At 71.8% G+C, this 26,068-nt stretch carries 24 protein-coding genes and 2 pseudogenes; 21 read left to right on the top strand and 5 right to left on the bottom strand.

The features are described 5' to 3' along the window. The first annotated feature begins 16 nt into the window (after positions 1–16). The 5 genes and pseudogenes from MVA48_RS02320 to MVA48_RS02335 all read left to right on the top strand — a co-directional run bounded on the left by MVA48_RS02320 (position 17) and on the right by MVA48_RS02335 (position 2,995). On the top strand, positions 17–1,015 hold the full coding sequence (locus MVA48_RS02320) for a sugar ABC transporter substrate-binding protein (RefSeq protein WP_246985363.1): 999 nt from the start codon (positions 17–19) through the stop codon (positions 1,013–1,015). A gap of 84 nt (positions 1,016–1,099) precedes the next feature. Continuing rightward, positions 1,100–1,747 carry an SRPBCC family protein gene (locus MVA48_RS02325; protein WP_246985365.1) on the top strand — a complete coding sequence of 216 codons (648 nt, stop codon included), beginning with the start codon at positions 1,100–1,102 and terminating at the stop codon, positions 1,745–1,747. A gap of 38 nt (positions 1,748–1,785) precedes the next feature. Beyond that, positions 1,786–2,316 (top strand): annotated as a pseudogene (locus MVA48_RS23910) (SDR family NAD(P)-dependent oxidoreductase); the annotation flags it as partial. Positions 2,317–2,339: 23 nt separating this feature from the next. Continuing rightward, the gene (locus tag MVA48_RS02330) at positions 2,340–2,501 is read left to right on the top strand and encodes an SDR family oxidoreductase (protein WP_246985367.1); all 162 of its coding nucleotides are present in this window, start codon (positions 2,340–2,342) and stop codon (positions 2,499–2,501) included. Further along, positions 2,498–2,995 carry a VOC family protein gene (locus tag MVA48_RS02335; protein ID WP_246985369.1) on the top strand — a complete coding sequence of 166 codons (498 nt, stop codon included), beginning with the start codon at positions 2,498–2,500 and terminating at the stop codon, positions 2,993–2,995. The genes MVA48_RS02330 and MVA48_RS02335 overlap by 4 nt, the downstream gene beginning before the upstream one ends. 4 nt (positions 2,996–2,999) lie before the next feature. On the opposite strand, the gene MVA48_RS02340 is transcribed toward MVA48_RS02335, so the two are convergent. Continuing rightward, a complete protein-coding gene (locus MVA48_RS02340) occupies positions 3,000–3,743 on the bottom strand; it encodes an SDR family NAD(P)-dependent oxidoreductase (RefSeq protein WP_246985371.1) in 744 nt (247 codons plus the stop codon). Between the two features lie 59 nt (positions 3,744–3,802). On the opposite strand from MVA48_RS02340, the gene MVA48_RS02345 reads away from it, so the two are divergent. From MVA48_RS02345 to MVA48_RS02365, 5 genes are all read left to right on the top strand, one after another. Next, complete coding sequence (locus MVA48_RS02345) at positions 3,803–4,510, top strand: SDR family NAD(P)-dependent oxidoreductase (RefSeq protein ID WP_246985380.1); 708 nt, start codon at positions 3,803–3,805, stop codon at positions 4,508–4,510. Between the two features lie 347 nt (positions 4,511–4,857). Next, positions 4,858–5,910, top strand: a complete 1,053-nt coding sequence (locus MVA48_RS02350) for an ABC transporter substrate-binding protein (RefSeq protein WP_246985382.1) — start codon at positions 4,858–4,860, stop codon at positions 5,908–5,910. A 2-nt stretch (positions 5,911–5,912) separates the two neighbouring features. Continuing rightward, on the top strand, positions 5,913–6,749 hold the full coding sequence (locus MVA48_RS02355) for an ABC transporter ATP-binding protein (RefSeq protein ID WP_246985384.1): 837 nt from the start codon (positions 5,913–5,915) through the stop codon (positions 6,747–6,749). Between the two features lie 37 nt (positions 6,750–6,786). Then, positions 6,787–7,674, top strand: coding sequence for an ABC transporter permease (locus tag MVA48_RS02360; protein ID WP_246989036.1), 888 nt, complete (start codon positions 6,787–6,789; stop codon positions 7,672–7,674). Between the two features lie 87 nt (positions 7,675–7,761). Next, a complete protein-coding gene (locus MVA48_RS02365; RefSeq protein ID WP_246985386.1) occupies positions 7,762–8,682 on the top strand; it encodes an amidohydrolase family protein in 921 nt (306 codons plus the stop codon). Positions 8,683–8,734: 52 nt separating this feature from the next. On the opposite strand, the gene MVA48_RS02370 is transcribed toward MVA48_RS02365, so the two are convergent. Continuing rightward, complete coding sequence (locus MVA48_RS02370; protein WP_246985388.1) at positions 8,735–9,484, bottom strand: FAD binding domain-containing protein; 750 nt, start codon at positions 9,482–9,484, stop codon at positions 8,735–8,737. Between the two features lie 115 nt (positions 9,485–9,599). Further along, positions 9,600–10,130 carry a (2Fe-2S)-binding protein gene (locus MVA48_RS02375; RefSeq protein ID WP_371821182.1) on the bottom strand — a complete coding sequence of 177 codons (531 nt, stop codon included), beginning with the start codon at positions 10,128–10,130 and terminating at the stop codon, positions 9,600–9,602. On the opposite strand from MVA48_RS02375, the gene MVA48_RS02380 reads away from it, so the two are divergent. From MVA48_RS02380 to MVA48_RS02390, 3 genes are all read left to right on the top strand, one after another. Next, entirely contained in the window at positions 10,129–12,462 is a 2,334-nt protein-coding gene (locus tag MVA48_RS02380; RefSeq protein WP_305852281.1) for a xanthine dehydrogenase family protein molybdopterin-binding subunit, read from the top strand. The two genes, MVA48_RS02375 and MVA48_RS02380, sit on opposite strands and share 2 nt — an antisense overlap. Positions 12,463–12,520: 58 nt before the next feature. Further along, a complete protein-coding gene (locus MVA48_RS02385; protein WP_246985395.1) occupies positions 12,521–13,549 on the top strand; it encodes a dimethylarginine dimethylaminohydrolase family protein in 1,029 nt (342 codons plus the stop codon). Positions 13,550–13,681: 132 nt separating this feature from the next. Beyond that, positions 13,682–14,512, top strand: a complete 831-nt coding sequence (locus MVA48_RS02390; RefSeq protein WP_246989038.1) for an amidohydrolase family protein — start codon at positions 13,682–13,684, stop codon at positions 14,510–14,512. On the opposite strand, the gene istB is transcribed toward MVA48_RS02390, so the two are convergent. Then, entirely contained in the window at positions 14,513–15,292 is a 780-nt protein-coding gene (gene istB / locus MVA48_RS02395) for an IS21-like element helper ATPase IstB (RefSeq protein ID WP_246980964.1), read from the bottom strand. Further along, entirely contained in the window at positions 15,289–16,803 is a 1,515-nt protein-coding gene (istA, locus tag MVA48_RS02400) for an IS21 family transposase (RefSeq protein WP_246980965.1), read from the bottom strand. The genes istB and istA overlap by 4 nt, the downstream gene beginning before the upstream one ends. A 271-nt stretch (positions 16,804–17,074) precedes the next feature. Between istA and MVA48_RS02405 the strand changes: the two genes are divergently transcribed. The 8 genes and pseudogenes from MVA48_RS02405 to MVA48_RS02440 all read left to right on the top strand — a co-directional run bounded on the left by MVA48_RS02405 (position 17,075) and on the right by MVA48_RS02440 (position 26,037). Beyond that, entirely contained in the window at positions 17,075–18,109 is a 1,035-nt protein-coding gene (locus tag MVA48_RS02405; RefSeq protein WP_246985397.1) for an ABC transporter substrate-binding protein, read from the top strand. A 5-nt stretch (positions 18,110–18,114) separates the two neighbouring features. Further along, a complete protein-coding gene (locus MVA48_RS02410; protein WP_246985399.1) occupies positions 18,115–19,305 on the top strand; it encodes a pyridoxal phosphate-dependent aminotransferase in 1,191 nt (396 codons plus the stop codon). Positions 19,306–19,351: 46 nt separating this feature from the next. After that, positions 19,352–20,215 (top strand): amino acid ABC transporter permease, encoded by an 864-nt coding sequence (locus tag MVA48_RS02415; RefSeq protein ID WP_246985401.1) that lies wholly within the window; start codon positions 19,352–19,354, stop codon positions 20,213–20,215. A 1-nt stretch (position 20,216) separates the two neighbouring features. Continuing rightward, on the top strand, positions 20,217–21,035 hold the full coding sequence (locus MVA48_RS02420; RefSeq protein WP_441300204.1) for an amino acid ABC transporter ATP-binding protein: 819 nt from the start codon (positions 20,217–20,219) through the stop codon (positions 21,033–21,035). Positions 21,036–21,159: 124 nt separating this feature from the next. After that, positions 21,160–22,566: an FAD-binding oxidoreductase gene (locus tag MVA48_RS02425; protein ID WP_246985403.1), complete on the top strand. Its 1,407-nt coding sequence runs from the start codon at positions 21,160–21,162 to the stop codon at positions 22,564–22,566. Positions 22,567–22,779: 213 nt separating this feature from the next. Further along, positions 22,780–23,277, top strand: a pseudogene (locus tag MVA48_RS23915) (aldehyde dehydrogenase family protein); the annotation flags it as partial. Positions 23,278–23,318: 41 nt separating this feature from the next. Next, the gene (locus MVA48_RS02435; RefSeq protein WP_246985407.1) at positions 23,319–24,224 is read left to right on the top strand and encodes an aldehyde dehydrogenase family protein; all 906 of its coding nucleotides are present in this window, start codon (positions 23,319–23,321) and stop codon (positions 24,222–24,224) included. Between the two features lie 40 nt (positions 24,225–24,264). After that, the gene (locus MVA48_RS02440) at positions 24,265–26,037 is read left to right on the top strand and encodes a thiamine pyrophosphate-requiring protein (protein ID WP_246985409.1); all 1,773 of its coding nucleotides are present in this window, start codon (positions 24,265–24,267) and stop codon (positions 26,035–26,037) included. The last annotated feature ends 31 nt before the right edge of the window (positions 26,038–26,068 follow it).

The following is a 26,068-nucleotide window of genomic DNA, read 5'->3' on the forward strand; positions in this document are numbered from 1 at the left end:
CGAGAAAGGGACATCCATGAGCATCCGAGGGTTGCGCGCGCTGGCCGGTCTCACGGCCGCCGCGCTGGTCGTGACCGCCTGCGGCGGGGACGACGGCGGCGGCGGCGGAGGAGGGGGCGGAGGCGGCGGCAGCGACGCCGGCGGGGAGGACTACCGCATCGGCGTCAGCTTCTACAGCAACGTCATCCCTCTCTACGTCGAGATGGAGGAGGGGATGCGCGACAAGGCCGAGGAGCTGGGTGTCGAGCTCGAGTTCGCCTACGCGGACAACAGCGCCGAGAACCAGAGCAACCAGATCAACACGTTCATCACCACCGGCGTCGACATGATCCTCGCCTCGCCGGTCGACGCAGCCGCGCTCACCCCGGCCTACCAGCAGGCCCGCGCGGCCGGCATCCCGATCATCTCGGTCGCCAACAAGGTGGCCAACGACGCCGACGAGGACGCCTACATCGGCCCCGACCTCGCCGAGCAGTCCGCCCGGACGCTCGAGCGGGTCGTCGAGGGAATGGGCGGCGAGGGCCAGCTCCTCCTGTTGAGCGGCCCGCCGCAGATCACCTTCGTCCAGCTTCAGCAGGCCGGCTGGGACGAGGTGCTCGCCCAGAACCCCGGCATCGAGGTCGTCAACACCGCGGTCGTCCCCGACCTGTCGACCGCCGGCTCCGTGGACGCCACGGCGGCTGCCCTCTCGGCGAACCCGGGTATCACGGGCATCCTGGCCAGCATCGACGACATGGCGCTGGGCGCCATCCAGGCCGCGAACGCGGCGGGCATCGCTCCGGAGGACATCTACATCGCCGGATGGGACGGCGGTCCCGCCGCCCGCGAGGCCATCGCGGCCGGCACCTACGACCTGACCCTCTCGCAGAAGCCCTACACCTGGGGTCAGATCGCCGTCGAGACGGCGGTCGACTTCCTCAACGGCGACAAGCCCGAGGAGCACCGCGTGAACACGCCCGACGTCTTCATCGACGAGGAGAACGTCACCACGCTCACCGAGGAAGAGATCCGCTGACGGTCCGGTGCTGGGCCCCCCACACGGTGGCGGCCCAGCACCCGGCCCGCATTCTGGTCCGTCCCATCGTAGACAGGTTGGTCCGTGCTCATCGAGAACAGCTTCCGCGTGCCGGTCCCCGTCGAGCAGGCGTGGCGCACGCTGCTCGACGTCCCCCGCATCGCCCCCTGCCTGCCCGGCGCCACCCTCGACGAGTCCGAGGGGACGACCCACCGGGGGCGGGTGAAGGTGAAGGTCGGGCCCATCCAGCTGGCCTACAAGGGCGAGGCGACCATCGCCGAGCAGGACGAGGTCGCCCGGCGGCTGGTCCTCGTCGCCACCGGCCGGGAGACCCGCGGATCCGGAGCGGCATCGGCGCGCGTCGTCGCCGAGCTCGTCGAGCGGGACGGCGCCACCGACGTCCAGGTCGCCACCGATCTCGATCTGACGGGCAAGCCGGCCCAGTTCGGCCGCAGCATCATCTCCGACGTCAGCGGCCGCCTCATCGACCAGTTTGCGACCAACCTCGCCGCCCTGATGGTCGCGCCGCAGGCCTCGCCGACCGCGGAACCTGCCGTCGCGCCGACGTCCGGGCCGCCCCCCTCGCCGGCCGCGCCCGCGCCTCCGGGCGAGGGCGCCGCACTCGACGTGTGGACCCTCCTGCCGCCGCCGGTCCGCGTGGGCGTCCGGGTCGTGCTGCCGGCCCTCCTCCTCCTCGCCACCGGCTGGCTCCTCGGCCGGCGGGGCAGGTGACCGGGGGCGCCGTGAACCCGGTGCGGCGGACCGCGGTCGTGACCGGGGCCGCGAGCGGGCTCGGCCAGGTCATGGCCGAGCACCTCGCGGCGACCGGTCACGACGTGGCCGTCTGCGACCTGGTGCCCTGCACGGAGACGGTCGAGCGGATCCACGCGCGCGGCCGGCGGGCGGCGCACGCGGTGGCCGACGTCTCCGCACCCGACGACGTCGCCGCCTTCGCTGACGTCGCCCGGGCCGAGCTCGGTCCGGTCGGCGTCCTGGTCAACAACGTGGGGATCTCGCCCTACCGGCCTTTCCTCGAGATCGGTCTCGAGGAATGGCGCTCGGTCATGCGGGTCAACCTCGACAGCCTGCTGCTGGTCACCCAGGCATTCCTGCCCGACATGATCGAGGCCGGCGCCGGCCGGATCGTGTGCCTGACCTCGAGCGTGGTCTGGGACCCCCAGTCGACCGAGATGTCGCACTACGCCACGTCGAAGGGCGGCGTCTGGGCCTTCACCCGCAGCCTGGCGGGCGAGTTCGGCCCGCACGGGGTCACCGTGAACGCACTGGCACCGGGTCTGGTGCAGACCCCCTGCTGCGCGAGCGGGTGCCGCCGCAGCGTTGGGACGAGGTCACGGCACGTCAGGCGGTCCGGCGCACCCTCGTGCCCGACGATCTGCTCGCCGCTCTCGACTTCCTCCTCTCGGACGCGGCCGGCGCGGTCACCGGGACGACCGTGCCGGTCAACGGCGGACGGGTGTGGACGTGACCGGGCTGCCCGGTCTGCGGCGGGGCGACCACGTCGGGCTGGTGGTGCCGGACCTCGAGGCCGCCGTCGGCTTCTTCGAGCGGGCGCTCGGCGGCCGGTGCGTGCTCCGGCACGGTCCGTACCGGGGCGTGCCGGGGGACCCCGACATGCAGGTGCGGCAGTTCGCCCGTCACCCGGACACCCAGGTCGAGGGCATCGCGGTCGTGCACGTCGCCGACGTCGTCCTCGAGCTGCTGCAGTTCTCCGCACCCGACCAGCGGACCGAGCCGCCGCGGACGAGCGACGCAGGTGGCCACCACGTCGCCTTCTACGTCGACGACCTCGATGCCGCCGTCTCGGAGCTCCGTGCGCGTGGCGTGCAGGTGCTCGGCGAGCCGATGCCCCTGCCAGGACCGGAGGCGGGGGAGCAGGCGCGCTTCGTCTTCGCGCTGACGCCCTGGGGGCTGCCCCTGGAGTTCGTCAGCTACCCCCACGGCAAGGCGTGGCAGCAGTAGGGGCTCACCGGGGGCGCAGCGGCGCCAGCCGGCGCAGCACTGCCGACCGGCGGCGGCGGGGGAGCGGCGCCGTGGCGGCGACCAGCGCGCGGTACCGGCGGCTCGGGGTCCAGGCGGTCCGTCCCGCGGCGAGCGCAGCGAGGGACTCCTTGGCCACGCGGTCGGGGTCGAGCCACATCCAGCCCGGCACCCGGGAGTTGTCGACGCCCGCGCGGTCGTGCAGCGCGGTCCGGGTGAAGCCCGGACGGGCGACGAGGACCTGCACGCCGGTGGTCGCGACCCGGCCCGACAGCGAGCCGGCGAGCACCTCGAGCCAGGCCTTCGAGGCCGCGTAGCTGCCCATCGACCAGTGCGCGGCGGTGGATCCGATCAGCACGATCTGCCCGCCGCCCCGCGCCTCCATGGCGGTCACGGCGGTGTGCAGCAGGTGCGTCGTCGCCACCACGTTCACCTGCAGCTGCTCGATCTCCTTCGTCAGCGGCGCGACGCCGAACGGGTAGGCGGTGCTCCGGCCCGCGGCGTGGACCAGCAGGTCCACCGGGCGCTCGGCGGCGACGAGCCGACGGCTGACCGCGGTGACCCCGTCGGAGTCGGCGAGGTCGGCGAGGAGCAGCTCCGCCTCGACCGCATCGGGCACCGCCGCACCGAGCGCCGCACGGTCCCGGCCGACCAGCACGAGGCCGTGGCCCTGGCGGGCGAGGCGCCGCGCGAACGCCGCACCGATCCCGGAGGATGCGCCGGTGATCAAGGCCCTGGACGGTTGGTAGGACATACTCCAGATCCAAGCAGCTCGACGGAGGAGGGTCCATGGCGCAGGCCGGCCGGTCCGTGCTGATCACCGGGGGAGCGTCGGGCATCGGCGCGGCCGTCGCCCGGGCATTTGTCGCCGAGGGGGCGCGGGTGACCGTGCTCGACCGCCGGCCGTCGGCGAATCCCGACGTGGTGTCCGTCGAGGGGGACGTGCGGTCGCTGGCCGACAACGAGCGCGCAGTCTCCATCGCGGCCGGGGAGCCCGGTCTCGACGTCCTCGTCGCCAACGCGGGCGTGCACGACGGCGGGCTGAAGCTTTTCGACGGCGACGCCGCCGAGCTGGAGGCCCGCTTCCGGCGGCTGGTCGAGGTCAACCTGCTGGGATACCTGCTCGCGGCGCGCGCGGCGGCACCGGCACTCGTCGAGGCCGGGGGAGCCGTCGTCCTCACGCTGTCCGACGCCAGCTTCGACGTGCACGGCAACAATGCCGGCGTCGGCTACGCCACCGTCAAGCACGGTGCCGTCGGGTTGCTCAAGGCGCTGGCCCGCGACCTCGCCCCCCGGGTCCGGGTCAACGGCATCGCGCCCGGCGGGGTGCCCACCGGGCTGTCGGTCGCCGATTCGCAGGGGGAGCGTCCGGTGACGGTGGACCCCGAGCAGCTCACGCGCCGGGTGGCGGCCGCACCCTGCTCGGGCGCGGGGCGGACCTGGAATCGCTGGCTGCCGCCTACATCTGGTTCACCGGTCCGGCGACCCCCGCGGTGACCGGGCAGGTCCTCCGCGTCGACGGCGGCCTCCTGGCCTGATCAGGCTCGCATAACGGCTTGATCACGTCTGCCCAGGCCGTTGACCCTTTGTCATACATCTGACAGGGTCCGCTCAAGACGTCAGAGACGTCGAACACACGCGCGTGGGAGGGCCGGGCATGTCCGCACGGAGGCAGGGCTCCTGCCGCACGTCGGTCGTGCATGGCGGTCTCTCCCGGTCGTGGACGGCTCCATCCGCACATCCCCCGAACCAGCTCACCCCCACCGGCCGGCTCTCGGCCGCAGGAGGCGATCGGCATCCGCTGGGGGCGCGGCCCGCGTCCCTGGCCACGTGAGGAGAGACGAATGACCCGAATCCCCGGCCGCGCACTACGCACCATGGTGCCGCTCGTGTCCGCCGCCCTGTTCCTGACCGCCTGCGGTGGCGACGACGGTGGCGGCGATGGCGGGAGCGACGGTGGCTCGACCACCGAGCTCACCGCGATCATCCCGTTCCCGAGTGGCATCAGCTTCTACCCGCTGTTCGTCGCGGACGACCGGGGCTACTTCGGCGACGTCTCGGTGAACGTCGAGTCGGCCGAGGGCACCGCTGCCTCGCTGCAGCAGGTGCTGACCGGCCAGGCGGACATGTGCTTGTGCAGCCCCGGCCCGGTGATGCAGGCGGTGGCAGAGGGTGAGGACCTCGTCTCGGTCTACACGCTGTACCAGTCCGACGTCTTCGCCCTCGTCACCGAGGCCGGCGAGCCGATCAGCGACATCGAGGAGCTGCGCGGCCAGACCATCGGGGTCGACTCCCGCGAGGCCGGCGCCGAGTCCTGGCTGGTGCCTCTGCTCAGCGCCGAGGGTCTGCAGCTCGACACGGACTACCAGCTGACCGCCGTGGGCTCCGGCGCGACCCCGATCGCCGCCTTCGAGCGCGACGAGATCGTCGCGTACGCCGCTGCGTACGTGGACGTCGCCATCATGGAGCTGCGGGGCTTCCAGACGGAGAAGGTCGACGTCCCCGGTTCCGACGTCTTCTTCGACGCAACCGTCTGGATGCGGGGCGACTTCGTCGAGGAGAACCCGGACGTCGTCGAGTCGGTCGGGCGGGGCTTGGCCATGGCGACGGCGTGGGGGCAGGACAACCCCGAGGGCGTGCTGGAGATCACCGGCGAGGAGTTCGCCGAGGAGGTCTCGGACATGGAGTTCGCTCTCGCCCTGGTCGAGGAGACCGAAGCGCTGTGGCAGCTGCCGGACTCGGCCGACGGGCAGTGGGGGTACTCCGACCCCGACCGCGTCCAGGGATTGATCGACGCCTTCGTCGAGCAGGGCTACCTCGAGGAGGAGATCGACGCCGGAGTCTTCACCAACGACTTCGTCGAGGCGTTCAACGACTTCGAGGCGTCCGACCTGTGAGTGTGCCCTCCGGGGTAGTCGCCACCGGGTCGGCCGGTTCGAACCGGCCGACCCCGGTGGTCGACATCCGTGGCGCGTCCAAGCGGTTCGCCACCACGGGCGAGGACGTCGTGGCACTGACCGACATCGACCTGTCGGTCGCCGCCGGCGAGTTCGTCTGCCTCATCGGGCCATCGGGCTGCGGCAAGTCGACCCTGCTCAACCTCGTCGGTGGACTCCTGCGGCCCTCCGGTGGCCGGGTGGAGATCGGCGGTCGGCCCGTCACGGGACCACCGGCCGAGGTGGGCATGATGTTCCAGAAGCCGGTGCTGCTCGAATGGCGCACGGTCCGCGAGAACGTGCTGCTCCCGATCGAGGCCAGTGCCGGCCGGAGGGGCGCCAAGGCGTCTCGCGAGCGGGCGGACGAGCTGCTCGGGCGGGTCGGCTTGGAGAAGTTCGAAGAGCGCTACCCGAACGAGCTCTCCGGCGGCATGCAGCAGCGCGCGGCGATCTGCCGGATGCTGATCAGCGACCCCAACGTGCTTCTGCTCGACGAGCCCTTCGGCGCGCTCGACGAGCTCACCCGCGAGCGCCTCAACCTGGAGCTGGCCCGGATCGTCTCGGGTACCGACAAGGCGGCGCTCCTGGTCACCCACAACATCATCGAGGGTGTCTTCCTCTCTGACCGCGTCGTGGTCATGAGCGCCCGCCCGGGGCGGATCGTCGACGTGGTCGACGTGCCGCTCTCTCGGCCCCGGAGCCTCGACGTCGTGACCACCCCGGAGTTCACCGCCCTGGTCGCGCGGGTCCGCCAGCTGCTCGAGCTCGGCCACGACGACGACCCCGGCCGGAACCGATGACCCGCCCGCCGCACCGAGCGAGGAGGCGATCTTGACCGTGGTACCTCAGCAGCGGGACGAGGCTACGGCGCCGGCCGCACCGCCCGCCGCGCCGCCGCCCGAGAGCCAGGTGGACTGGGGTGAGCGCCCCTCGATCTGGGTGCGCCTCCCGACGTGGCTCTCGCTCAGCGGGTTCATCCTCGTGCTGTTCGGGCTCTGGTACCTGCTGGCGTCCCTCGATCTCGTGTCGCCGTTCATCCTTCCGGACCCGGGCGACGTCGTTGCCGCGCTGGGCCAGATGGCGAGAGACGTGGGCACCGGCGGCCGCCTGGCGGAGGCGCTCGGCATCACCGTGCTCGAGTCGGTCCTCGCCTTCCTGGTGGCGGTGGTACTCGGTCTGGGCTTCGGCTTCCTGGTCGCGGAGTCCGACTTCGGCCGGATCGTCCTCATGCCGCTGCTGGTCGCGGTGAACGCCGCCCCGAAGATCGTGTTCGCGCCGATCTTCATCGCGGCTCTCGGCTTCGGGATCAGCTCCAAGGTCGCGCTCGGCGCGTTCATCGCGTTCTTCCCGCTGCTGGTCGACACCGCTGCCGGGCTGGCCAGCGTCGACAGGGACAAGGCGACGCTCTTCCGGTCGTTGCGCATTTCCCGCCGCAAGACGTTCTTCAAGCTGCAGTTGCCGTCGGCGCTGCCGTTCATCTTCGCCGGGCTCAAGACCGCGTCCGTGCTGGCCGTCATCGGCGTCGTGGTCGGCGAGTTCATCGGCGGCGGCGGAGGCCTCGGCCAGCAGACCAAGATCGCCGGCGACCTGCTCGCGACCGACCGGGTCTACGCCTACGGCATAGTGCTCGCGGTCTTCGGCTACCTGTTCTACGCCCTCGTGGCGTTCGCCGAACGCAAGATCGTCTTCTGGCAGACGCCGCACGGTGTCCAGGCCGGCGGATGACCCGGCCGGCGCGGGCTGTCCACCGCCCGCGCCGGCCGCTCACCGTAGACCCTCGCTCGCCCGGTACCGACTCCGAGGAGCCCCCTCATGATCGTGGACTCGCACAGCCATCTGTTCCCGCCCGAGTGGGAGGCGTCCGGCTTCCTGCCGCACGACATGTTCGAGGTCGACGCCGTGCTCGAGCGGCAGACCGAGGCAGGTATCGACCTGACGGTCGTGTCCGACCCGCACATCTGGTACGGGGAGAGGGATCTGGGCGAGCTGCGCTGCGCGCAGGAGTACGACGACTTCGCGGCCGGGCTCGCCGCGGCGCACCCGGACCGCATCAGGGCACTGGCCACGGCCACCCCGTGGCGCGGGCCGGAGCACCTGCGGGAGGCCGAGCGCGCGCTGAAGGAGCTCCGGCTGCCGGGCATCGCACTGGCCACGAGCGACCGCGGCCAGTACCTGGACGCGGTGCCCGACGAGTTCTGGGAGCTCGTCGTCGACGTCGACGTCCCGGTGCTGCTGCACCCCGGCGGCACGGTGGTCGGCCAGGAGCTGATGGGCACGTACCGGCTCGGCGAGCTCTGCGGCCGGCCGCTGGACACCACCTTGACCCTCACGCGGATGATCCTCACCGGCGTGCTCGAGCGTCATCCGGAGCTCAAGCTGCTCTGCTCGCACGCCGGCGGCGGCATCTGCATGATCGCCGACCGCCTCGACTTCGGCCATGAGCTGCGCGACTACAAGCCGCTGGGCCCGTGGGGCGAGGTCCGCCTCGAGCAGCCGCCGTCGACCTACGTCCGCAAGCTCTACCTCGACACGGTCACGTTCGGCCCGGCGCCGCTGAAGCTCGCCCTCGACGTCGTGGGCAGCGATCAGGTCGTCTTCGGCACCGACGGCCCGCCGGTGCCCTTCGCCGCCAGCCGGCACCTGGCGACCGTGTCCGGTCTGGGCCTGGACGCGGCGGCCATGGCCGCGATCCTCGGCGGCAACGCGCAGCGGTTGTTCGGCCTGACGACCTGAGCCCGAGGATCGGTCCGCCGGACGGAACCGGCGGGCTGTCCGCCGCGGCACGTCAGGCCGTGGCGCGGTCCCTTGCCAGCTGCAGCGCCCGGCCGGCGACGACGGCCGCGAGGGCCCGCCGGTAGTCCGCGGAGGCGTGGATGTCCTCGTTGGGTGTCAGTTCGGCGGCCGCGATCCCGGCGGCCCGCTCGATGTCGTCGTCGGTCAGCGCCGAGCCGAGGAGGGCGGCCTCGGTGTCCTGCGAGCGGTATGGCCGGTCCGACACCGCCATGAGCACGAGGCGGGCGTGCGTGCACCGGCCGGCCTCCAGGGTCACCACGGCCGCGGCGCCCGCCATGGCGAAGTCGCTCACCCGGCGCGCCTCCTCGACGAAGGCCGACCCGGTGCTCACCGGGCTGGGCGGCACGACGATGTCGGTGAGGATGTCGCTCTCGCCGAGCACCGTCGTGAAGTAGCCCTGGAAGAACTCGTCGGCGCGGACGTCCCGTTGGCCGGCGCGGCCGCGGATGCGCAGCGTCGCGTCCAGCGCGACCAGGACGGCAGGAAGCTCGGCCGCCGGGTCGGCGTGGGCGACCGAGCCGCCGATCGTGCCCCGGTTCCGGATGGCGGCGTGCCCGATCATGCCCGCGGCTTCGGCCAGCACCGGCGCGTACCCGGAGACCAGGGCGTCCGCGGCGACGTCCGCCGTGCGCGTCATGGCTCCGATCGACAGACCGCCGTCGGCGAGCTCGCGGATCCCGACGAGCTCGGGTACCCGGTTGAGGTCGACGAGGTGCGCGGGCTGGGCGAACCGCAGGGCCATCAGGGGAGGAGGCTCTGGCCGCCGGCGATCGCCTTGCCGTCCTCACCGAAGGACTCGAGCAGCTCGATCGCGTGGTCCACGCTCTGCGCGGCGTGGAACTCGAACGCCCCGGTCCTCATCGGGACTGCTCCGTCGCGGCGCGACGGATGGCCTTGACGATGTTGTCGTAGCCGGTGCATCGGCAGAGGTTGCCCGAGATCCCCTCGCGGATCTCGTCGTCGGTCAGAGGGGGACCGCTGCGTTCCTCCAGCATCTGCACCGCCGAGAGCAGGAAACCCGGCGTGCAGAAACCGCACTGCAGGGCGTGCTCCTCCTGGAAGCACTTCTGCAGGGGGTGCAGCTCGCCGCCGGGCTCAGAGAGACCCTCGACCGTGGTGACCTCGCAGTCCGCGGCCTGGGCGGCCAGCACCAGACACGAGCGCACCTGACGACCGTCCAGGAGGACGGTGCATGCGCCGCACACGCCGTGCTCGCACCCGAGGTGGGTCCCGGTGAGCTGCAAATCGTCCCGCAGGAACTCCGCCAACGTCGCCCGGGCCTCCACCGAGGACGACACAGAGCGTCCATTGACCCGCATCGCCACGCTCACAAAAGCGGTCATGAGCGGGAACATTAGCACTTGTATGACATGATACTTTTCCGCCATGTCAGCAGGTACGACCATCGAGTCCCGGCCGACTGCTCAGGCGCCGGGCTACGTCGGCCGCAGCATTCTGCGCCCCGAAGACGTTCCGCTCCTGCAGGGAACCGCCCAGTTCGTAGGCGACGTACGGCGACCGGGTCAGCTGGTGGCGCGGATAGTGCGCAGCACCGTCGCGCACGGCGCCATCCTCGGCATCGACGTCGCCGAGGCGCTCGCCGTGGACGGTGTGCACGCGGTGATCACCGCCGCCGATCTGCCCGACTTCCGCATCCCCCTGCGCATGCCCGTCGGTCACCCGCCGCTCCTGGAGCGCGCGCTGCAGCCCCCGCTGGCCGTCGACCGGGTCCGGTACGTCGGGGAGCCGGTCGCCGTGGTCGTGGCCGAGACCCAGGGGATCGCCGAGGACGCCGCGGGCCTCGTGTTCGCCGACATCGACGCGCTGGACGCGGTGACGTCCTGCGAGCAGGCGCTCGCGGAGGACGGCGCCGTGCTCCACGAGTCGGTGGGCAGCAACACGGTCGACGAGCTGCGGTGGCGCCGGGGGGACGTCGCCTCGATCTTCGCGGGTGCCGACGTCGTCGTCCGGCAGTCCTACGCCACCAACCGGCAGACCGGTGCGCCGCTGGAGACCCGCGGGCTGGTCGCGGAGTACGACGAGGGCCTCGAGCGCATCACGGTCTGGGGCGCGGCCAAGGTGAAGCACTTCAACCGCGGGGTCACCGCCGCCTTCCTCGGGATGCCCGAGGACGCCGTGAACCTGGTCGAGTGCGAGGTCGGCGGTGGCTTCGGCGTCCGCGGCGAGCTGTACCCGGAGGACCTGCTGATCCCCTGGCTGGCGCGCCACGTGCGGCGCCCGGTCCAGTGGATCGAGGACCGTCTCGAGAACCTCGTCGCGACCAACCACTCGCGGCAGCAGGAGCACGTGCTGGAGATCGCGGCGACCCGCGACGGCACGCTGCTCGGGTTCCGGGACACCGCACGGTCGGACATCGGTGCCTACGTCCGCACGCACGGCGCCCTGGTGCAGTGGGCGACGACGAGCCAGCTCCCGGGCCCCTACGACTGGGCCGGGTACGAGGTGGAGCACCGGCTCGTCTCGACCAACAAGACGCCGACCGGCACGTACCGCGGGCCCGGCGGCACGGAGGCATCCTTCGTCCGCGAGCGCCTGCTCGACCAGCTCGCCGACGAGCTCGGGCTCTCCCCGTTGGACCTGCGCCGGAAGAACCTCATCCGTCCCGAGCAGTTCCCGTACCGCATCGAGTACGACGAGGGCGACGGCGCCTACCAGCACGACACCGGCGACTACCCGCACCTGTGGGACTCCATGGTCGAGCGGGCCGACGTCGCGGCGCTGGAGCGGTCGATCGCCGAGCGCCGGGCCGCCGGCGAGATCGTCGGCCTGGGCACCGCGGCGTTCGCCGAGGTCGCGGTGGTCGGCCCCTGGGAGCAGGCCCGCGTCACCGCCGGGATCGACGGCCGCTTCACCGTGGCGCTCGGAGTGTCGTCCCTGGGGCAGGGGCTGCGCACCGCGCTGGGGCAGCTGGCCGCGGAGCTGCTCGAGGTCCCCTTCGAGCGGATCGTCATCGACTACGGCAGCACCGATGCGACCCCCTGGGGCTTCGGCGCCTTCGCCAGCCGGGTGACGGTGGTCGGCGGCAACGCGATCGCCGTCGCGATCGAGGACCTGAAGCAGCGCGGCCGCGAGCTCGCGGCCGACCGCCTCGGCGTGCCCTCGTCGGAGATCGGGATCGAGCCCGGGGGAGTCCTGGTGGCGCCGTCCGGCGAGTCGGTGACCTTCGCCGAGTTGGGTGGCGAGGACTCCGGCGTCGAAGGGCACGGCCGGTTCGACAAGCCGGAGGTCAGCGTCGGCTTCGGCGGCACGCTGGCCGTGGTCTCCCTCGACCCGCGGACCGGGCGGCCGACCGTGGAGCGGCTGATGCTGGCGTGCGAGGTCGGCCGGCCGATCAACCCGATGCTGGTGGAGGGGCAACTGGTCGGGGCGGCGATCCAGGGGCTGGGCGGCGCCCTGTTCGAGAACTTGCGCTACGACGAGGGCGGCCAGCCGTTGTCCACGACCTTCGCCGACTACATGCTGCCCACGTCGACCGACGTGCCTGTCGTCGAGCTGGTCACCGACGGGACGCCGGTGACGACGAACCCGCTGGGCCTGGGCGCCGCGGGCGAGAACGGCATCTACGGTGTCGCTCCCGCCGTGGCCAACGCCGTCGCCGATGCCCTCGGCCGCCGGGCAGGGACCGTCACCAGGCTGCCGGTGACACCGGAGTCCATCTGGCGCGCCCTCCCGGCCGGCGCGGGGAAGCGGGCTTCCTGACGGCAGCAGGCACGAGCACCTCCGCGGTCGTCCGGCCGCACCTCGGGACAGGAGAAGCATGGATCTGACCGATTTCCCTGGCTACCGGCCCGACTCGGTGGTGCAGTACGCCGACTACCACGCCGAGGTGGACTTCCTCGACGAGCTCGAGCGGATCTGGGGCCAGCGCTGGGGCGCCCAGGGCATCGGCCGGCTGCGCCAGGTCGCCATGAGCCCGCCCACGGAGGTCGAGGTGCTCAGCCTCTACGACGAAGCGCCGGCCTTCTTCGCCTACGGGGGCGATCTGCCGGACCTGGGGCTGATGCGCGAGCAGCACGCGCACCTGATGGAGACCTACCGGTCCCTGGGGATCGAGGTCCGGGAGTTCGTCTATCCCGAGACCCCCCGGTCGGCGTACGGCGTGATGAAGCGGGCCGTGTCCGCGGCGGCCGGGTTCGTCGTCAACGGCGGCGCGATCATCGCCCGGGAAGCCGCGCCCTACTGGCGCGGCCGTTCGCGCTACGTGTCGCAGTACCTGAGCTCGATCGGTTGCCCGATCCTCGCCACGGTGCACGGCAAGGGGGTGTGCGAGGGCGGGGCGTTCACGCGCATGGCCGACGACCTCATCGTGGCGATGCTGTCCACGGACGCCAACCAGGAGGGGATCGACCAGGTCCGCCCGGTGCTGGAGCGTGCCGGCTACACGGTCTGGGTGGCCCGATCGCCGGGCCCCCTCCACGACTTCCACCCCGAGGTCCCGGGGTGGATGCACTCCGACATGTGGATAGCCCCGCTGGACACCAGGCTGGCGCTGATCTACCCGCCGTGGTGCGACTACGAGACCATCCGGTACCTGCGGTCGATCGGCTACACCCTGATCGAGGTGCCGCGCGACGAGCAGGAGTCGCACTGGCCGGTCAACATGATCACGATCGAGCCCCGCAAGGTGATCATGAACGAGGGATCCCCGAAGACCCGCGCGCTGCTCGAGAAGGCGGGGGTCGAGACGATCGAGATCCCCTACGACGAGGTGCAGCGGTACGGCGGAGGGATCCGGTGCACGACGATGCAGCTCGTCCGCGATCCGGGACCGAAGGTGTTCGGCTGAGCCGCGGATGACGGAGATGCGGGCACCTCTCGTCGACGTCCACGCCCACTACGTGCCCGAAGCGCTCGGGCGCGAGCTGCGTCGTCGCACCGAAGTGCCTCGCATCACCCCGGGTCCGGAGTCGCTGGTCGACTGCGGGAGCGGACTCGCCTACCCCCTCCTCGAAGGGTTGACCGAGCTCGCCGAGCACCGGTCGCAGATGGACGAGCACGGTGTCGGGGTGAGACTGCTCAGCGCGCCGCCCCCGGAGTGGCCGGGCTGTCGAAGGTCGTCAGCACCAGCGTGGCCCGGGACGTCAACGACGAGCTCGCGGAGCTGCCGGCGCTCTCGGGCGGCCGGCTCCGGGGCCTCGCACTGCTTCCGCTCCAGCATCCCGAAGAGGCCGCCGACGAGCTGCGGCGTGCCGCTGCACTGGGGCTACCGGGCGCCCAGCTCCTGTCGAACGCCGAGCGCCGCCCCCTCGACGGACCTGAGTACCACGCGCTGTTCGCCGCGGCGGCCGAGTGCGACCTTCCGCTGGTCATCCACCCGACGCTGCCGATCGACCGGACGGCGGTCGAAGGGCACGGTCTGCTGACGACGCTCGGCTTCTTGTTCGACACGACGGCCTGCGCCGCCCGGCTCGTGCTCGGGGGCGTCTTCGACCGGCACCCCGGGCTCAAGCTGCTGCTGCCGCACGCCGGGTCCACGATCCCGTACCTGCTCGGACGCTTCGAGTACGTGCTCGAGCTGATGGGCGTCGACCACGGCCTGTCGGGCCGGCCATCGGAACACCTGCGCAAGTTGTACCTGGACTGCGTCTGTGAGTCCCCTCGTGCGTTACGCCTTGCCGTGGACGTCTACGGGGCCGAAGGCATCACGTACGGCACGGATGAACCCTTCTGGTCGACCGGACGCGCTGTCAACGGCCAAGCTGAGGTCCCCGCTCGTGGCCAGGTGAAAGTCCCCGCCCCTCGCGGTTGATCAGCGTGTGGTGGGGCGGTCACCTCCTCGGGTGCGGGCTTGGCGCATCCGGTAGGACTCGCCGTCGGTGGCGATGACGACGCTGTGGTGCAGCAACCGGTCGAGCAGGCTGACGGCGGTGGTGTGCTCGGGCAGGAACCGGCCCCACTGGTCGAAGGCCCAGTGCGAGCCGATGCCCAGAGCGCGGCGTTCGTAGGCGGCGGCGACGAACCGGAACAGCAGCTGGGTGCCGGTGTCGTCCAGCGGCGCGAAGCCGACCTCGTCGACGATGATCAGGTCGTTGCGCAGCAGTGTGTCGATGACCCGGCCGACGCTGTTGTCGGCCAGGCCGCGGTAGAGGTTCTCGACCAGGTCGGCGGCGGTGAAGTAGCGGACTCGGTGCCCGGCGAGCACGGCGGCGTGGCTGAGGGCGAGCAGGGTGTGGCTCTTGCCGGTGCCGGCCGGGCCGACCAGGCAGAGGTTCTCCCGAGCGCGGATCCACTCCAGGCTGGTCAGGTAGGCCCAGGTCGGAGCGGGGATGCTGCTCGCGGTCAGGTCGAACTCCTCGATCGTCTTGAGCATCGGGAAGCCGGCGGCCTTCAGCCGCAGCCGGGTGTTGGAGGCGTCCCGGGCGCCGATCTCGGCCTCGACCAGGGCGCGAAGCAACTCTTCCGGTGCCCAGCGCTGGGTCTTGGCGGTGGTCAGCAGCTCGGGGGCAAGTGAGCGCATCGCGGCGAGCTTGAGCCGGCGCAGCCCGCCCTCCAGGTCGGCCGGCAGCGGCGCCGGTGCGGTGGCGGTCATGCCCCCGCCCCGGTGGCCGCGGCCGAGCCGTCAGTGGAGTGGTCCCCGCCGCGCAGGCTGTCCAGGGAGTAGGCGGCCAGCGGCCGGGTGGCCGTGGCTGGCAGCGGGATGACCAGGGCTTCCCCGGCGGGGCGGACATCGGCGACTCCGGCGCCGGCGGCCAGGATCGAACGCACGTCGGCGGCGCGCCAGCGGCCGAAGGCGACCGCTCGACCGAGCGCGGCGGTCAGCGCCTCGCGGCCGTGGGAGGCCTCGAGGGCGGCCAGCTCGACCAGTTCGGGGCCGAGGCGGGTGTTGCCGGCCGCGGCGGCGCCGACCAGCCACTGCTCGGCGACCGGGCCGAGGGCGCAGAACGCCTTCTCCGCCGCCGTCCTCGGGCGGGCCGCCCGCTGCGGTGCCCGGCGGGGGCCGCCGTAGTGCTCATCCAGCACGCTGGCCTCGCCCGGCGCGACGAGGGCGTGATCGGCGGCGACCTCACCGGTGCCCGGCACCACCACGGTGAGTCGGCCGTCGGCGGCCAGCAGTGCGACCTGGGTGCCGATCAGCGCGGTCGGCACCGAGTAGCGAGCCGAGGAGAACCGCACGCAGGACAGCTTGTCGACCTTGCGCAGCGTCGTGCGTCCGATGCTGGGCCGCAGCGAGGGCATCGCGCCCAGCAGTTCCCGTTCGGTCTCCAGCCGAGCCGCCGGGATCGCGGCGATCTCCGAGTGCACGACGCCGTTGACCTCGTCGCACCAGGCGGCCGCCGCCGCGTTCGCCGCGGTCAGGTCGGCGAACGGGGCCTGCGGGATCATCAGGTCGGTCTTGGCGTAGCCGACCAGGTTCTCCACGATGCCCTTGCTGGCCGGATCGGCGGCCCGACAGAAGTCCGGACGGAACCGGTAGTGCGCGGCGAACCGCACGTAGTCCGGGGTCGGCACCACCACGTCGGCGACCACGCCGCCCTTCAGGCAGCCCATCCGGTCGGCCAGCACCACCTTCGGCACCCCGCCGAGGACCTCGAAGCACTCGGCTAGCAGCCCCAGGGTGGTCTCGGCGCGCTCGTCGGTGGCGAAGCGGACGAACCGAACCCGGGAGAACGCCAGCACCGCGCAGAACACGTGCAGCCCGCCGAGGGTGCCCCAGTCGATGGCCAGCACCTCACCCGGCGCCCACACCGCCGGCCGGCGGCTGCGGGCGTTGGCCTGCCGCCACGCCTTCTTCTCGGCCGCGATCAGCCGCCGGAAGTTGCGCGCCGACCCCTCATACCCGGCCGCCCGCGCCGTCGGCAGCAGCCGCTTGGCGCTGATCCGCCCGTGCGTCTTCTTGACCGTGCCGGCCACCAGATCGCGCACGACCTCATAGTTCGCCGGCCGCGGCGGCCGGACCGGGCGCTGCCCGCCGGCCTCGTGCCGTTCGATGATCCGCTTCACCGTCTTGTGGGTGGTGCCGCAGATCGCGGCCGCTCCCCGGTAGCTGCCCACCTCGCGGTAGGCGGTGATGACGTCCAACTCATCCCTCGCAGACTTCAATGGAGCTCCCCTGGGCGGTGCGGTGACTGGCTAGACACCGCCACCGTCACCGCCCAGGGCCTCAGCTCACGATCGACACGACGAGCGAGGGACGGGGACCTTCACCTGGCCATCAGCGGGGACTTCTCGATGGCCACCAGTGGGGACTTTGGCACGGCCACGGACACGCGCCGTGGCGACGCTCGGGGCAGCAGACCTCGACGCCGACGATACGGAGCAGATCCGGCACCGGGCGGATGAGCAATTGTTCGGTCTTCGCTAGGTGTCGGCCGTGGAATCAGAGGTCGAAGCGGTCTCGGAGGCTCCGAAACCCTTGACAGTGATGGCCGTCACTACTAGTTCTATGTCATTCAAAGTTTCTGTCATTCAAACCACAGGGCAAGAGCCCTCGACAAGGAGCGACGATGACCACTCCTTCCCTCATCCGCCGCACCGGCACGGCCTCGCCCTGAGCGGGCTGCTCGTGGCACTGTCCGCCTGCGGCGGCGACGGTGACACCGACAACTCCGCGGAGGGGGGCAACGGCGCCAGCAACGGCGGTGCAGCCGAGAGCGACTACGAACTTCCGGCGGAGTACGCCGATTCCGGCTCCGTCACCGTGGGGCTCGCCGTCGGCAACCCACCCTGGGCCGTGCTTCCCGAGGGCGCGGAGCAGCCCGAGGGCTTCGACATCGACGTCATCACCGCGCTCAGCGAGCGGCTGGGGCTGGAGCCGAAGCTCGAGGTTGCTGCCTTCGACACGCTGCTCACCGGCCTCCAGGCAGACCGCTACGACATCGTCATCAGCAGCCTGACGATCCGCGAGGAGCGGATCGAGGTGATCGACATGCTCGGCTATGTGCAGATCGGCACGGGAATCCTCGTCGCGGCCGGCAACCCCGAGGGCGTCGAGTCGATCGAGGACCTCTGCGGTCTCAAGGTCGGGGTCGCGAAGGGCAGCGCCAACCAGGAGCCCGTCGACGAGGCACAGGCCGACTGCGACACCCCGATCGAGATCGTGCAGACGGAGGGCAACGACTTCGTGGCGCTGCAGAGCGGCCGGGTGGACGCGATGGTGCTCGACGCCGCCGGCGCCTTCGAGACGGCGAACTCGCGCGGTGACGCGTTCGAGGCCGTCGAGGGCGAGGTCTACGGGGCCGCGATCGCCGGCATCGCCTTCAACAAGGAGAACACCGGGCTCAGCGACGTCTACCAGCAGGCGCTCCAGGACATGATCGAGGACGGCGAGTACGCGGAGATCCTCGACCGGTGGGGCGTCTCGGACCTGGCGTACGAGGAAGCCGAGCTCAACCCGATCGGCGGCTGAACCCGGTGACCTCCACGTCTTCCCGCACGGTGCTGCCGGCCAGCGGCCGCGTCCGCAACGGCGTCCAGCCCTCGGGCGCCCGGCAGATCATGGACCGCGCCTGGAACATCCCCGACGCGATCCACCTCGAGATCGGGGAGCCGGACTTCACCGCCGCCCCCGACGTCGTCGCGGCGGCCGAGCGGGCCATCCGGGACGGGCGCACGGGGTATCCCCCCACCGCCGGCCTGCCGGCGCTGCGCGAGGCCCTCACGGGCAAGCTGATGGAGGTCAACGGGATCACCGCGGCGCCGCACCAGGTGGTGGTGACCAACGGTGGGTGCCAGGGGCTCTTCAACGTCCTCGGCGTCCTCCTGGACGTCGGTGATCCGATCGCCCTGCCGAATCCCGGCTGGCCCAACTACCGGTCGATGGCCGGCATCCTCGGCCTCCAGGTCCGCGAGTACACGCTCGGGCCGGCGACGCACCACCTGCCCGACCCGGAGGAGATCCAACGGCTGGCCCAGCAGGGCTGCCGGGCCATCGTGCTCAACAGCCCGGCGAACCCGTTGGGCACGGTCACCCCGGTCGAACTCGTGGACGCGGTGCTCGACATCGCCCGGCGGTACGACATGTGGGTCGTCTCGGACGAGTGCTACGACGAGCTGTACTTCGACGCGGTGCCCTCCAGTCCCGTGGCGCGGGACCCGCAGGGCAACGTGGTGACGGTCTTCAGCTTCTCGAAGACCCACGCCATGACCGGCTGGCGGGTGGGCTACGTCGTCGCACCGGACGAGGTGGCCCGGCACGTCGCGCTGGCCCAGGAGCCGCTGGTGCTCGGCATCAGCGCTCCTGGCCAGTACGCGGCGATCCAGGCCCTCGCTCCTGAGGGCACGCAGCACGTGGCCGCCATGCGCGACGAGTACCGGCGCCGTCGCGACGGCGTGGTCGAGGCGTTCCGGCAGGTCGGGCACGCGGTGCAGGCGCCTCAGGGTGCGTTCTACCTCTGGCTGGACATCCGCGACACCGGGCTGGTGGACCGTGACTTCGTGCTCAGCCTGCTCGACACCGAGCACGTCGCCATCACCCCGGGATCGTCGTTCGGGCCGGCGGGGACGGGCTTCGTCCGCCTCTCGCTGGCGGCGGGCTACGACACGTTGATGGACGCCGTGCGGCGGACGGCCGGCCACCTGGCCCGATGCGCGGAGCAGAGCTGAACTCGGGGCGCCGCGCGCGCCCCGCCGACGGACCGCTGGGGGAGTCATGACGGTCACCGGAACCACCGAGGCGGCCGCGCCGGTCCGGCCGCCGAAGCGACGGATCGCCCGCCGCAGCCGTTGGGGCGAGTGGATCCTCTCGGTGATCGTCCTGTTCCTCCTCGTGCTGCTGGCCAACTCCCTCGCGACCAACGAGCGGCTCGGCTGGGAGGTGGTCGGGGAGTACCTCTTCAGCCCGCTGATCATCGGGGGCGTCGGGGTCACGCTGGCCATCGCCATCGGCTGCATGCTCCTGGCGATCGTCGTGGGCCTGATCAGCGCCCTCATGGGACAGTCCCACAGCCCCGTGCTCAAGACCCTCTCCGTTGGCTACGTCTGGGTCTTCCGCGGCACTCCCGTGCTGGTGCAGCTCATCTTCTGGTACAACCTCGCGCTGCTGTTCCCGCGACTGACCATCGGCGTTCCGTTCGGCCCGGAGTTCTGGAGCTGGGACACCAACGAGGTCATCAGTCCCATCGTCGCGGCGGTGATCGGGTTGACCCTCGCCGAGGGCGCCTTCATGTCCGAGATCATCCGCGGTGGCATCACCGCTGTGGACCGCGGCCAGGTGGAGGCCGCGCAGGCGCTGGGGATGACCAAGCGCCGCACCATGCGGCGCATCGTGCTCCCGCAGGCCACGCGGATCGTCATCCCGCCCACCGGCAACGAGTTCATCACCATGTTGAAGGGGACCTCGCTGCTGGCCGTGATCGCCGTCCCGGAGCTCCTCTTCAGCGCGCAGCGGATCTACAACGTCAACTACCAGGTGACCGCGCTGCTCATCGTCGCCAGCCTCTGGTACCTGGCGATGACGTCGGTGGCCACGACCGGCCAGTACTTCCTCGAGCGGCACTACGCCAGGAAGGGTTGAGATGGCGCTGACGAGAGCCAAGCAGGCACTGCCCGAGCAGCGCAGTCCGGACGACCCGGACACCCCGATGGTCCAGGTGGCGGGGCTGTGGAAGTCCTTCGGCTCCCTCGACGTGCTCAAGGGCGTCGACCTGGAGGTGGGCGCCGGGCAGGTGGCCTGCATCCTCGGACCGTCGGGCTCGGGCAAGAGCACGCTGCTGCGCTGCATCAACCACCTGGAGCAGGCCGACGCCGGCGACATCCTCGTCGACGGGGCGCTCATCGGGTACCGCCGGGTCGGCGAGCACCTGCACAGGCTCAAGGAGGTCGAGGTCTGCCGGCAACGCCAGGCGCTCGGCATGGTCTTCCAGCGGTTCAACCTCTTCCCGCACCTCAACGCGCTGCAGAACGTCATGTGCGGACCGCTGCACGTGCTCGAGCACGACAGCGCGCGCGCCCGGCGCGAGGGGCTGACCATGCTGGAGCGGGTGGGGCTCGGGGACCGCGCGGCCCACTACCCCTCGCAGTTGTCCGGTGGCCAGCAGCAGCGCGTGGCCATCGCCCGGGCGCTGGCGATGTCCCCGAAGGTCATGCTCTTCGACGAGCCCACGTCCGCGCTCGATCCCGAACTGGTCGGCGAGGTCCTGGAGGTCATGCGCCAGCTGTCCCGCGACGGCATGACGATGATCGTCGTCACGCACGAGGTCGGCTTCGCACGCGAGGTCGCGGATCAGGTCGTGTTCATGGACGACGGCCTCGTCGTCGAGCGCGGTCCTGCCCGGCGCGTCATCGACGACCCGCAGAACCCGCGGACCCGCTCCTTCCTGTCCAACGTCCTCTGAGGGCCGCCGTGCGACCCCGTCCTGAAAGCGAGCACGCCACGATGCCGGTAACCGGTCGTGCCGCCCGGGCGCATCGCGGGTCGAGACCTGTCCGCGGCCGGATCGAGCCGATGCAGGAGGGGAGATGACGGGCATGGAGGTGGCCGGAATGGACAGGATCGAGCGGGGCGATCCTCGCTTCGAGGAGGCGATCTCGGCGCGGCTGTTCAACAAGCTCGAGGTCGACCGGCGTCCCGATGCAGTGCTGGTGCCCCGCACCGAGGACGACGTCGTCGCCGCGGTCGTAGGGGCACGGGCGGAAGCCCGCAGGGTCGCCGTCCGTTCCGGGGGACACAGCTGGATCGGTGCGTCGGTCCGCGACTCCGGTGTCCTGCTGGACATGTCGTCCTTCGCCCACGTGTCGATCGACAGGTCGACGCGGACCGCCAGGATCGGACCGGCTGTCACCAGCGCGCAGCTGGTCGCGGCGTTGGCGGCGGAGGGCTTCGCCTACCCGGCTGGTAACTGTGGCACGCCTGGTGCCGGTGGCTACCTGCTGGGGGGCGGCCTGGGACTCAACTGGGGCCACTGGAAGCCTGCCTGCTACTCGATCCGCAGCGTGCGTGTCGTGACCGCATCGGGCGAGCTGGTCACCGCGTCCGAATCGGAGAACGCCGACCTGCTGTGGCTGGCTCGGGGTTCCTGTCCCGGTTTCCCGGGTGTCGTCACGGAGTTCGAGATCGAGCTGCAGGACCGCCCCCTGGACACCCGCGTCTCGTCCTGGTTGTTCCCCCTTGCCGACCTCTCCGCGGTCACCGCCTGGGTCGCTCGCGCTTCCGCGGAGCTCCCGACCTTCGTCGAGGTCGCAGTCGTGACCTTCGGCCCGGACCGGCCCATGCTGCCGCCCGGCGACGGCGTGCCCGACCACCTCGTCGGGGTCACCGCCATGGCCTTCGTCGACGACGAGGAGGAGGCACGGCGGGCACTGGCACCGCTCGCCGGCGGCCCAGGGGTGCCACACCTGGTGTACGGGGATCTCGACGCCGTGCCTTTCGAGTCGCTGCACTTCGCTTTCGATGCCAGCTTCCCGGAGGGGCATCGGTACCTCGCGGACACCTTCTGGACCGACGCGACCACCGAGGGTGTGCTGCCCGACCTACGCGACTTGCTGGAGCGTGCGCCGTCGGGCAAGAGCTTCGTCATGGCGATCATGCCCGGAAACGGCGCTGCGACGACCGGGCTGCCCCAGGACATCGGCGCCTACTCGATGGACGCACGCACCTTGGTCCTGCCGTACGTCGTCTGGGAGGACCCGGCCGACGACGCGGCCAATCGGAGTTGGCTCGGCGAGATCGCCGGGCGGCTCGAACGGCACAGCAGCGGGCACTTCCTCAGCGAGGTCGACCTGACCGTGGCTCCCGACCGGCTGGCGCGTTCGTTCTCGGCCGAGAGCTGGAGCCGACTGCAGGAACTCCGTCGGCGCTACGACCCGGAGCAGCTGTTCCACGGCTACCCCGAACCCATCGAGAAGGCGCTGGCCGAGGACGCCTGAGACTCGCGGGGCGCCGAGTCCACCGTCCCGCGCACCGATGACGCGCAGCAATCGCAGAGTCCGAGATCGGAGAGTCACGAAATGACCCAGACTGCCGACACCCGCAGCACGCCTGCCGCGGAGGAGTTCGCCGGCTTCCTGCTCGACATCCTCGGGCCGCTGCCCGAGGACGCCCGGAACCTCCGCGACCGCGAGTTCAGGGGCGAGTCGCGCATGCTCGTCGACGGGGAGCTCGTGGAGTCCGCCTCGGGGAGGCGGTTCCAGAACGTCGCCCCCGCGACCGAGGAGGTGCTCGGGGAGGTCGCCGACGGTACGGCCGAGGACCTCGCCCGAGCCGTGGCTGCGGCGCGACGGGCTCAGGACGAGGGGGTGTGGGCGCGCGACGACGCCTTCCGCCGGCACTGCCTCGAGCAGTTCGCCGACGCGATGACCCGCAACCTCCACGACCTGCGGCTGGCGATGGTCACCGAGCTCGGCTGTCCCGTCCGCCTGACGACCGGCGTCCAGGTCGACCCGGTCGTGGAGAAGGTCCGGTTCATGGCCGGCCTCGCCGACGGCTGGCAGGACGCCACGGAGCTGCCGGAGGTCACGGCCGGGCCGATGCGGACGGTGCGGCAGATCCTGCGGACGCCGATCGGCGTGGTGGGCGCGATCACGCCGTGGAACATCCCCCTCGACATCGCGCTGGCGAAGGTGACCGGCGCGCTCGCCGCGGGCAACACCGTCGTGCTCAAGCCCGCGCCCGACACCCCGTGGACCACGGCGCTCATCGGCGGCTCGTCGCCGAGGAGACCGACATCCCGGCGGGCGTGCTCAACGTGGTGCACTCGTCCGACCACTCCCTCGGCGCGCAGCTCACCGCCGACCCGCGGGTGGACGCGATCAGCTTCACCGGCTCGACCGCCACGGGCCGCAAGGTCATGGCGGCAGCAGCCGACCAGCTCAAGCGCGTGCATCTCGAGCTCGGCGGCAAGTCACCCAGCATCGTCCTCGACGACGCGGACCTGGAACGGGTCGTACCCCTCGCGGCGGCCCTGGGCTGCTTCAACGCCGGCCAGAGCTGCATCCTGCCCAGCCGGCTGCTCGTGCCCGCCGCCCGGCTCGAGGAGTGCCTGGAGCTCGCCGCCTTCGGCATGGCCTCAGTCCCCGTCGGAGATCCGTTCGACGAGAGCACGTTCATGGGCCCGCTGGTCAGCGCGACCCACCGTGACCGCGTGCTCGCGGCGCTCTCCTCCGGGTTGGAGCAGGGTGGCCGCGTGGTCGTCGGCGGGGGTGTGCACCCCGACTTCGACCGCGGCTTCTACGTGCAGCCGACGCTGGTGGCCTCCGCACCCGAGGACGGCTCGCTGGTGCAGGAGGAGACCTTCGGTCCGATCGTGGTGGTGCAGGCCTACGAGGACGTCGACGACGCGGTCCGGATCGCCAACGGCACCCCGTTCGGGCTGGCGGGCTACGTCTGGAGCGAGGACGAGGACCGGGCCCGCGGCGTCGCCGGACGGATCCGCGCCGGGATGATCGGCATCAACGGTGGTCAGTTCACCGGGGGTGACATGCCCTTCGGCGGGGTGGGTGCCAGTGGTCTGGGCCGGGAGTGGGGCGTGGCCGGCCTAGAGGAGTTCCTCGAGCTCAAGACGGTGGCCGCTGCCCGCTTCGCCTGAGCCCCGTTCCCCTCGTCCCCACCACCACCCGGAGAGCTTCGTGACCCCGCACAACCCCGACGTCCTCGACGACCGACCCCGCCCGGACGAGGTTGAGGAGGCCCGCAACGGAGCCGAATCGCTGCTGCGGCTGCTGTCGGCCCAGGGGGTCGACCGCATCTTCCTCAACCCCGGCACCGACACCGCGCCGATCCAGGAGGCCTCGGTCGCCCTGCGTGGCCGCGGGATCGACGTCCCCACCATCCAGCTCTGCCCGGACGAGCGGGTCGCCCTGGCCGCCGCCCAGGGCATGTGGCTGCGCACCGGCCGGCCGCAGGTCGTCATCGTGCACGTCGACGTCGGCACCCAGAGCCTGGGCGCGATGCTGCACAACGCCCAGCGGGCGAATTCCGGCGTCGTGATCATCGCCGGGACCGCCCCGCGCACCCTGGAGGGGGAGCTTCCCGGCGGCCGGACCATCGCCGTCCACTGGCAGCAGGACCAGCCCGACCAGATCGGCATCGTCCGCGGGTACGTGAAGTGGGCCGAGGAGCTCACCATGCCCGAGGCGCTGGTCAACCTGGTGCCCCGGGCCTTCCAGGTCGCCCGGGCCGAGCCCGCCGGCCCGGTCTACATGACGGTGGCGCGCGAGGTGCTCATGCTCCCGACCGACGGCGTCCGGGTGATCCCGCCCGAGCGGCAGCGCCCGCCGGTGCTGCCCGCCGCGTGCCGCGACGCCATCGGCACGGCCGCCCGCTGGATCGCCGAGGCCGAGCGACCCCTGGTCATCACCGGCCGGGTCGGCCGGAAGGCGTCGTCGGCCGAGGCCATGGCCCGCCTGGTGGAGACGGCGGGCCTGCCGCTGGCCGACACGCGGGAGTTCGTCAACCTGCCGTCCGGGCACCCGTGCTACCTGGAGGACGACGCCGTCGCCGCGGAGACGCTGCGGGAGGCCGACCTCGTCCTGCTCGTGGACGTCGAGGTGCCGTGGGTGCCGCTGAACCGCCGCCCGCCGGAGAGCGCCCGCGTCGTGCAGATCGACCTCGATCCGGTCAAGGCGTCGATGGTCAACTACGGGTTCCGGATCGACCTCCCCATCCAGGCCGACAGCGGCCGCGCGCTGTGGCAGCTCGTCGAGGCGGTCGAGGCGGAACGGACCGACGAACGTGCCGACCGGTGGCAGCGGCGAGCCGGCGAGCTGGCCGCGGCGTCCCGCGAACGGGCACGGGCCCGGGAGGAACTGATCGCCCGCGACAGCGCGGCCCGACCCGTCTCCGCCGTCGCGGTGATGGCCGCGCTGAACGCCGTCCTGGATCCGGACGCCGTGGTCATGGAAGAGGTCACCACCAACGACATGCTGGTGCGCGAGCACCTCCTGCGGGAACGGCCCGGCACGATCCACGCCATCAGTGCCGCCGGCCTGGGCTGGGCGCTCGGGGCGGCCATGGGGGTCAAGCTCGCCGAGCCGCAGCGGGAGGTCGTCGCGCTGGTCGGCGACGGCACGTTCGTCTTCAGCTCGCCCGTGGCGGCGTTGTGGGCTGCCCACGACGCGGGCGCCCCGTTCCTGACCGTCGTCCTCAACAACTCCGGCTACCGGGCGGCCAAGTTCCCCGTCATGACGCTGTTCCCGGACGGCGCTTCGGTGAGCCGGCAGGACTTCACCGGGGTCGTCATGGCCGAGCCGCCCGACTACGCGGCGGTGGCGCGCGCCTGCGGGGCGCACGGGGAACGCGTCGAGGAGCCCGAGCGGTTGGCCGACGCCCTCACCGAGGCCCTCAAGGCGGTGCGGTCCGGTCGCTGTGCCGTGGTCGATGTCATCCTCGACTCCATCTGACGCGGGGGCCGGCCGGCGCACCGTCGTCATC

Source organism: Blastococcus sp. PRF04-17, from assembly GCF_023016265.1.
In the GTDB taxonomy this organism is placed as follows: Bacteria; Actinomycetota; Actinomycetes; order Mycobacteriales; family Geodermatophilaceae; genus Blastococcus_B.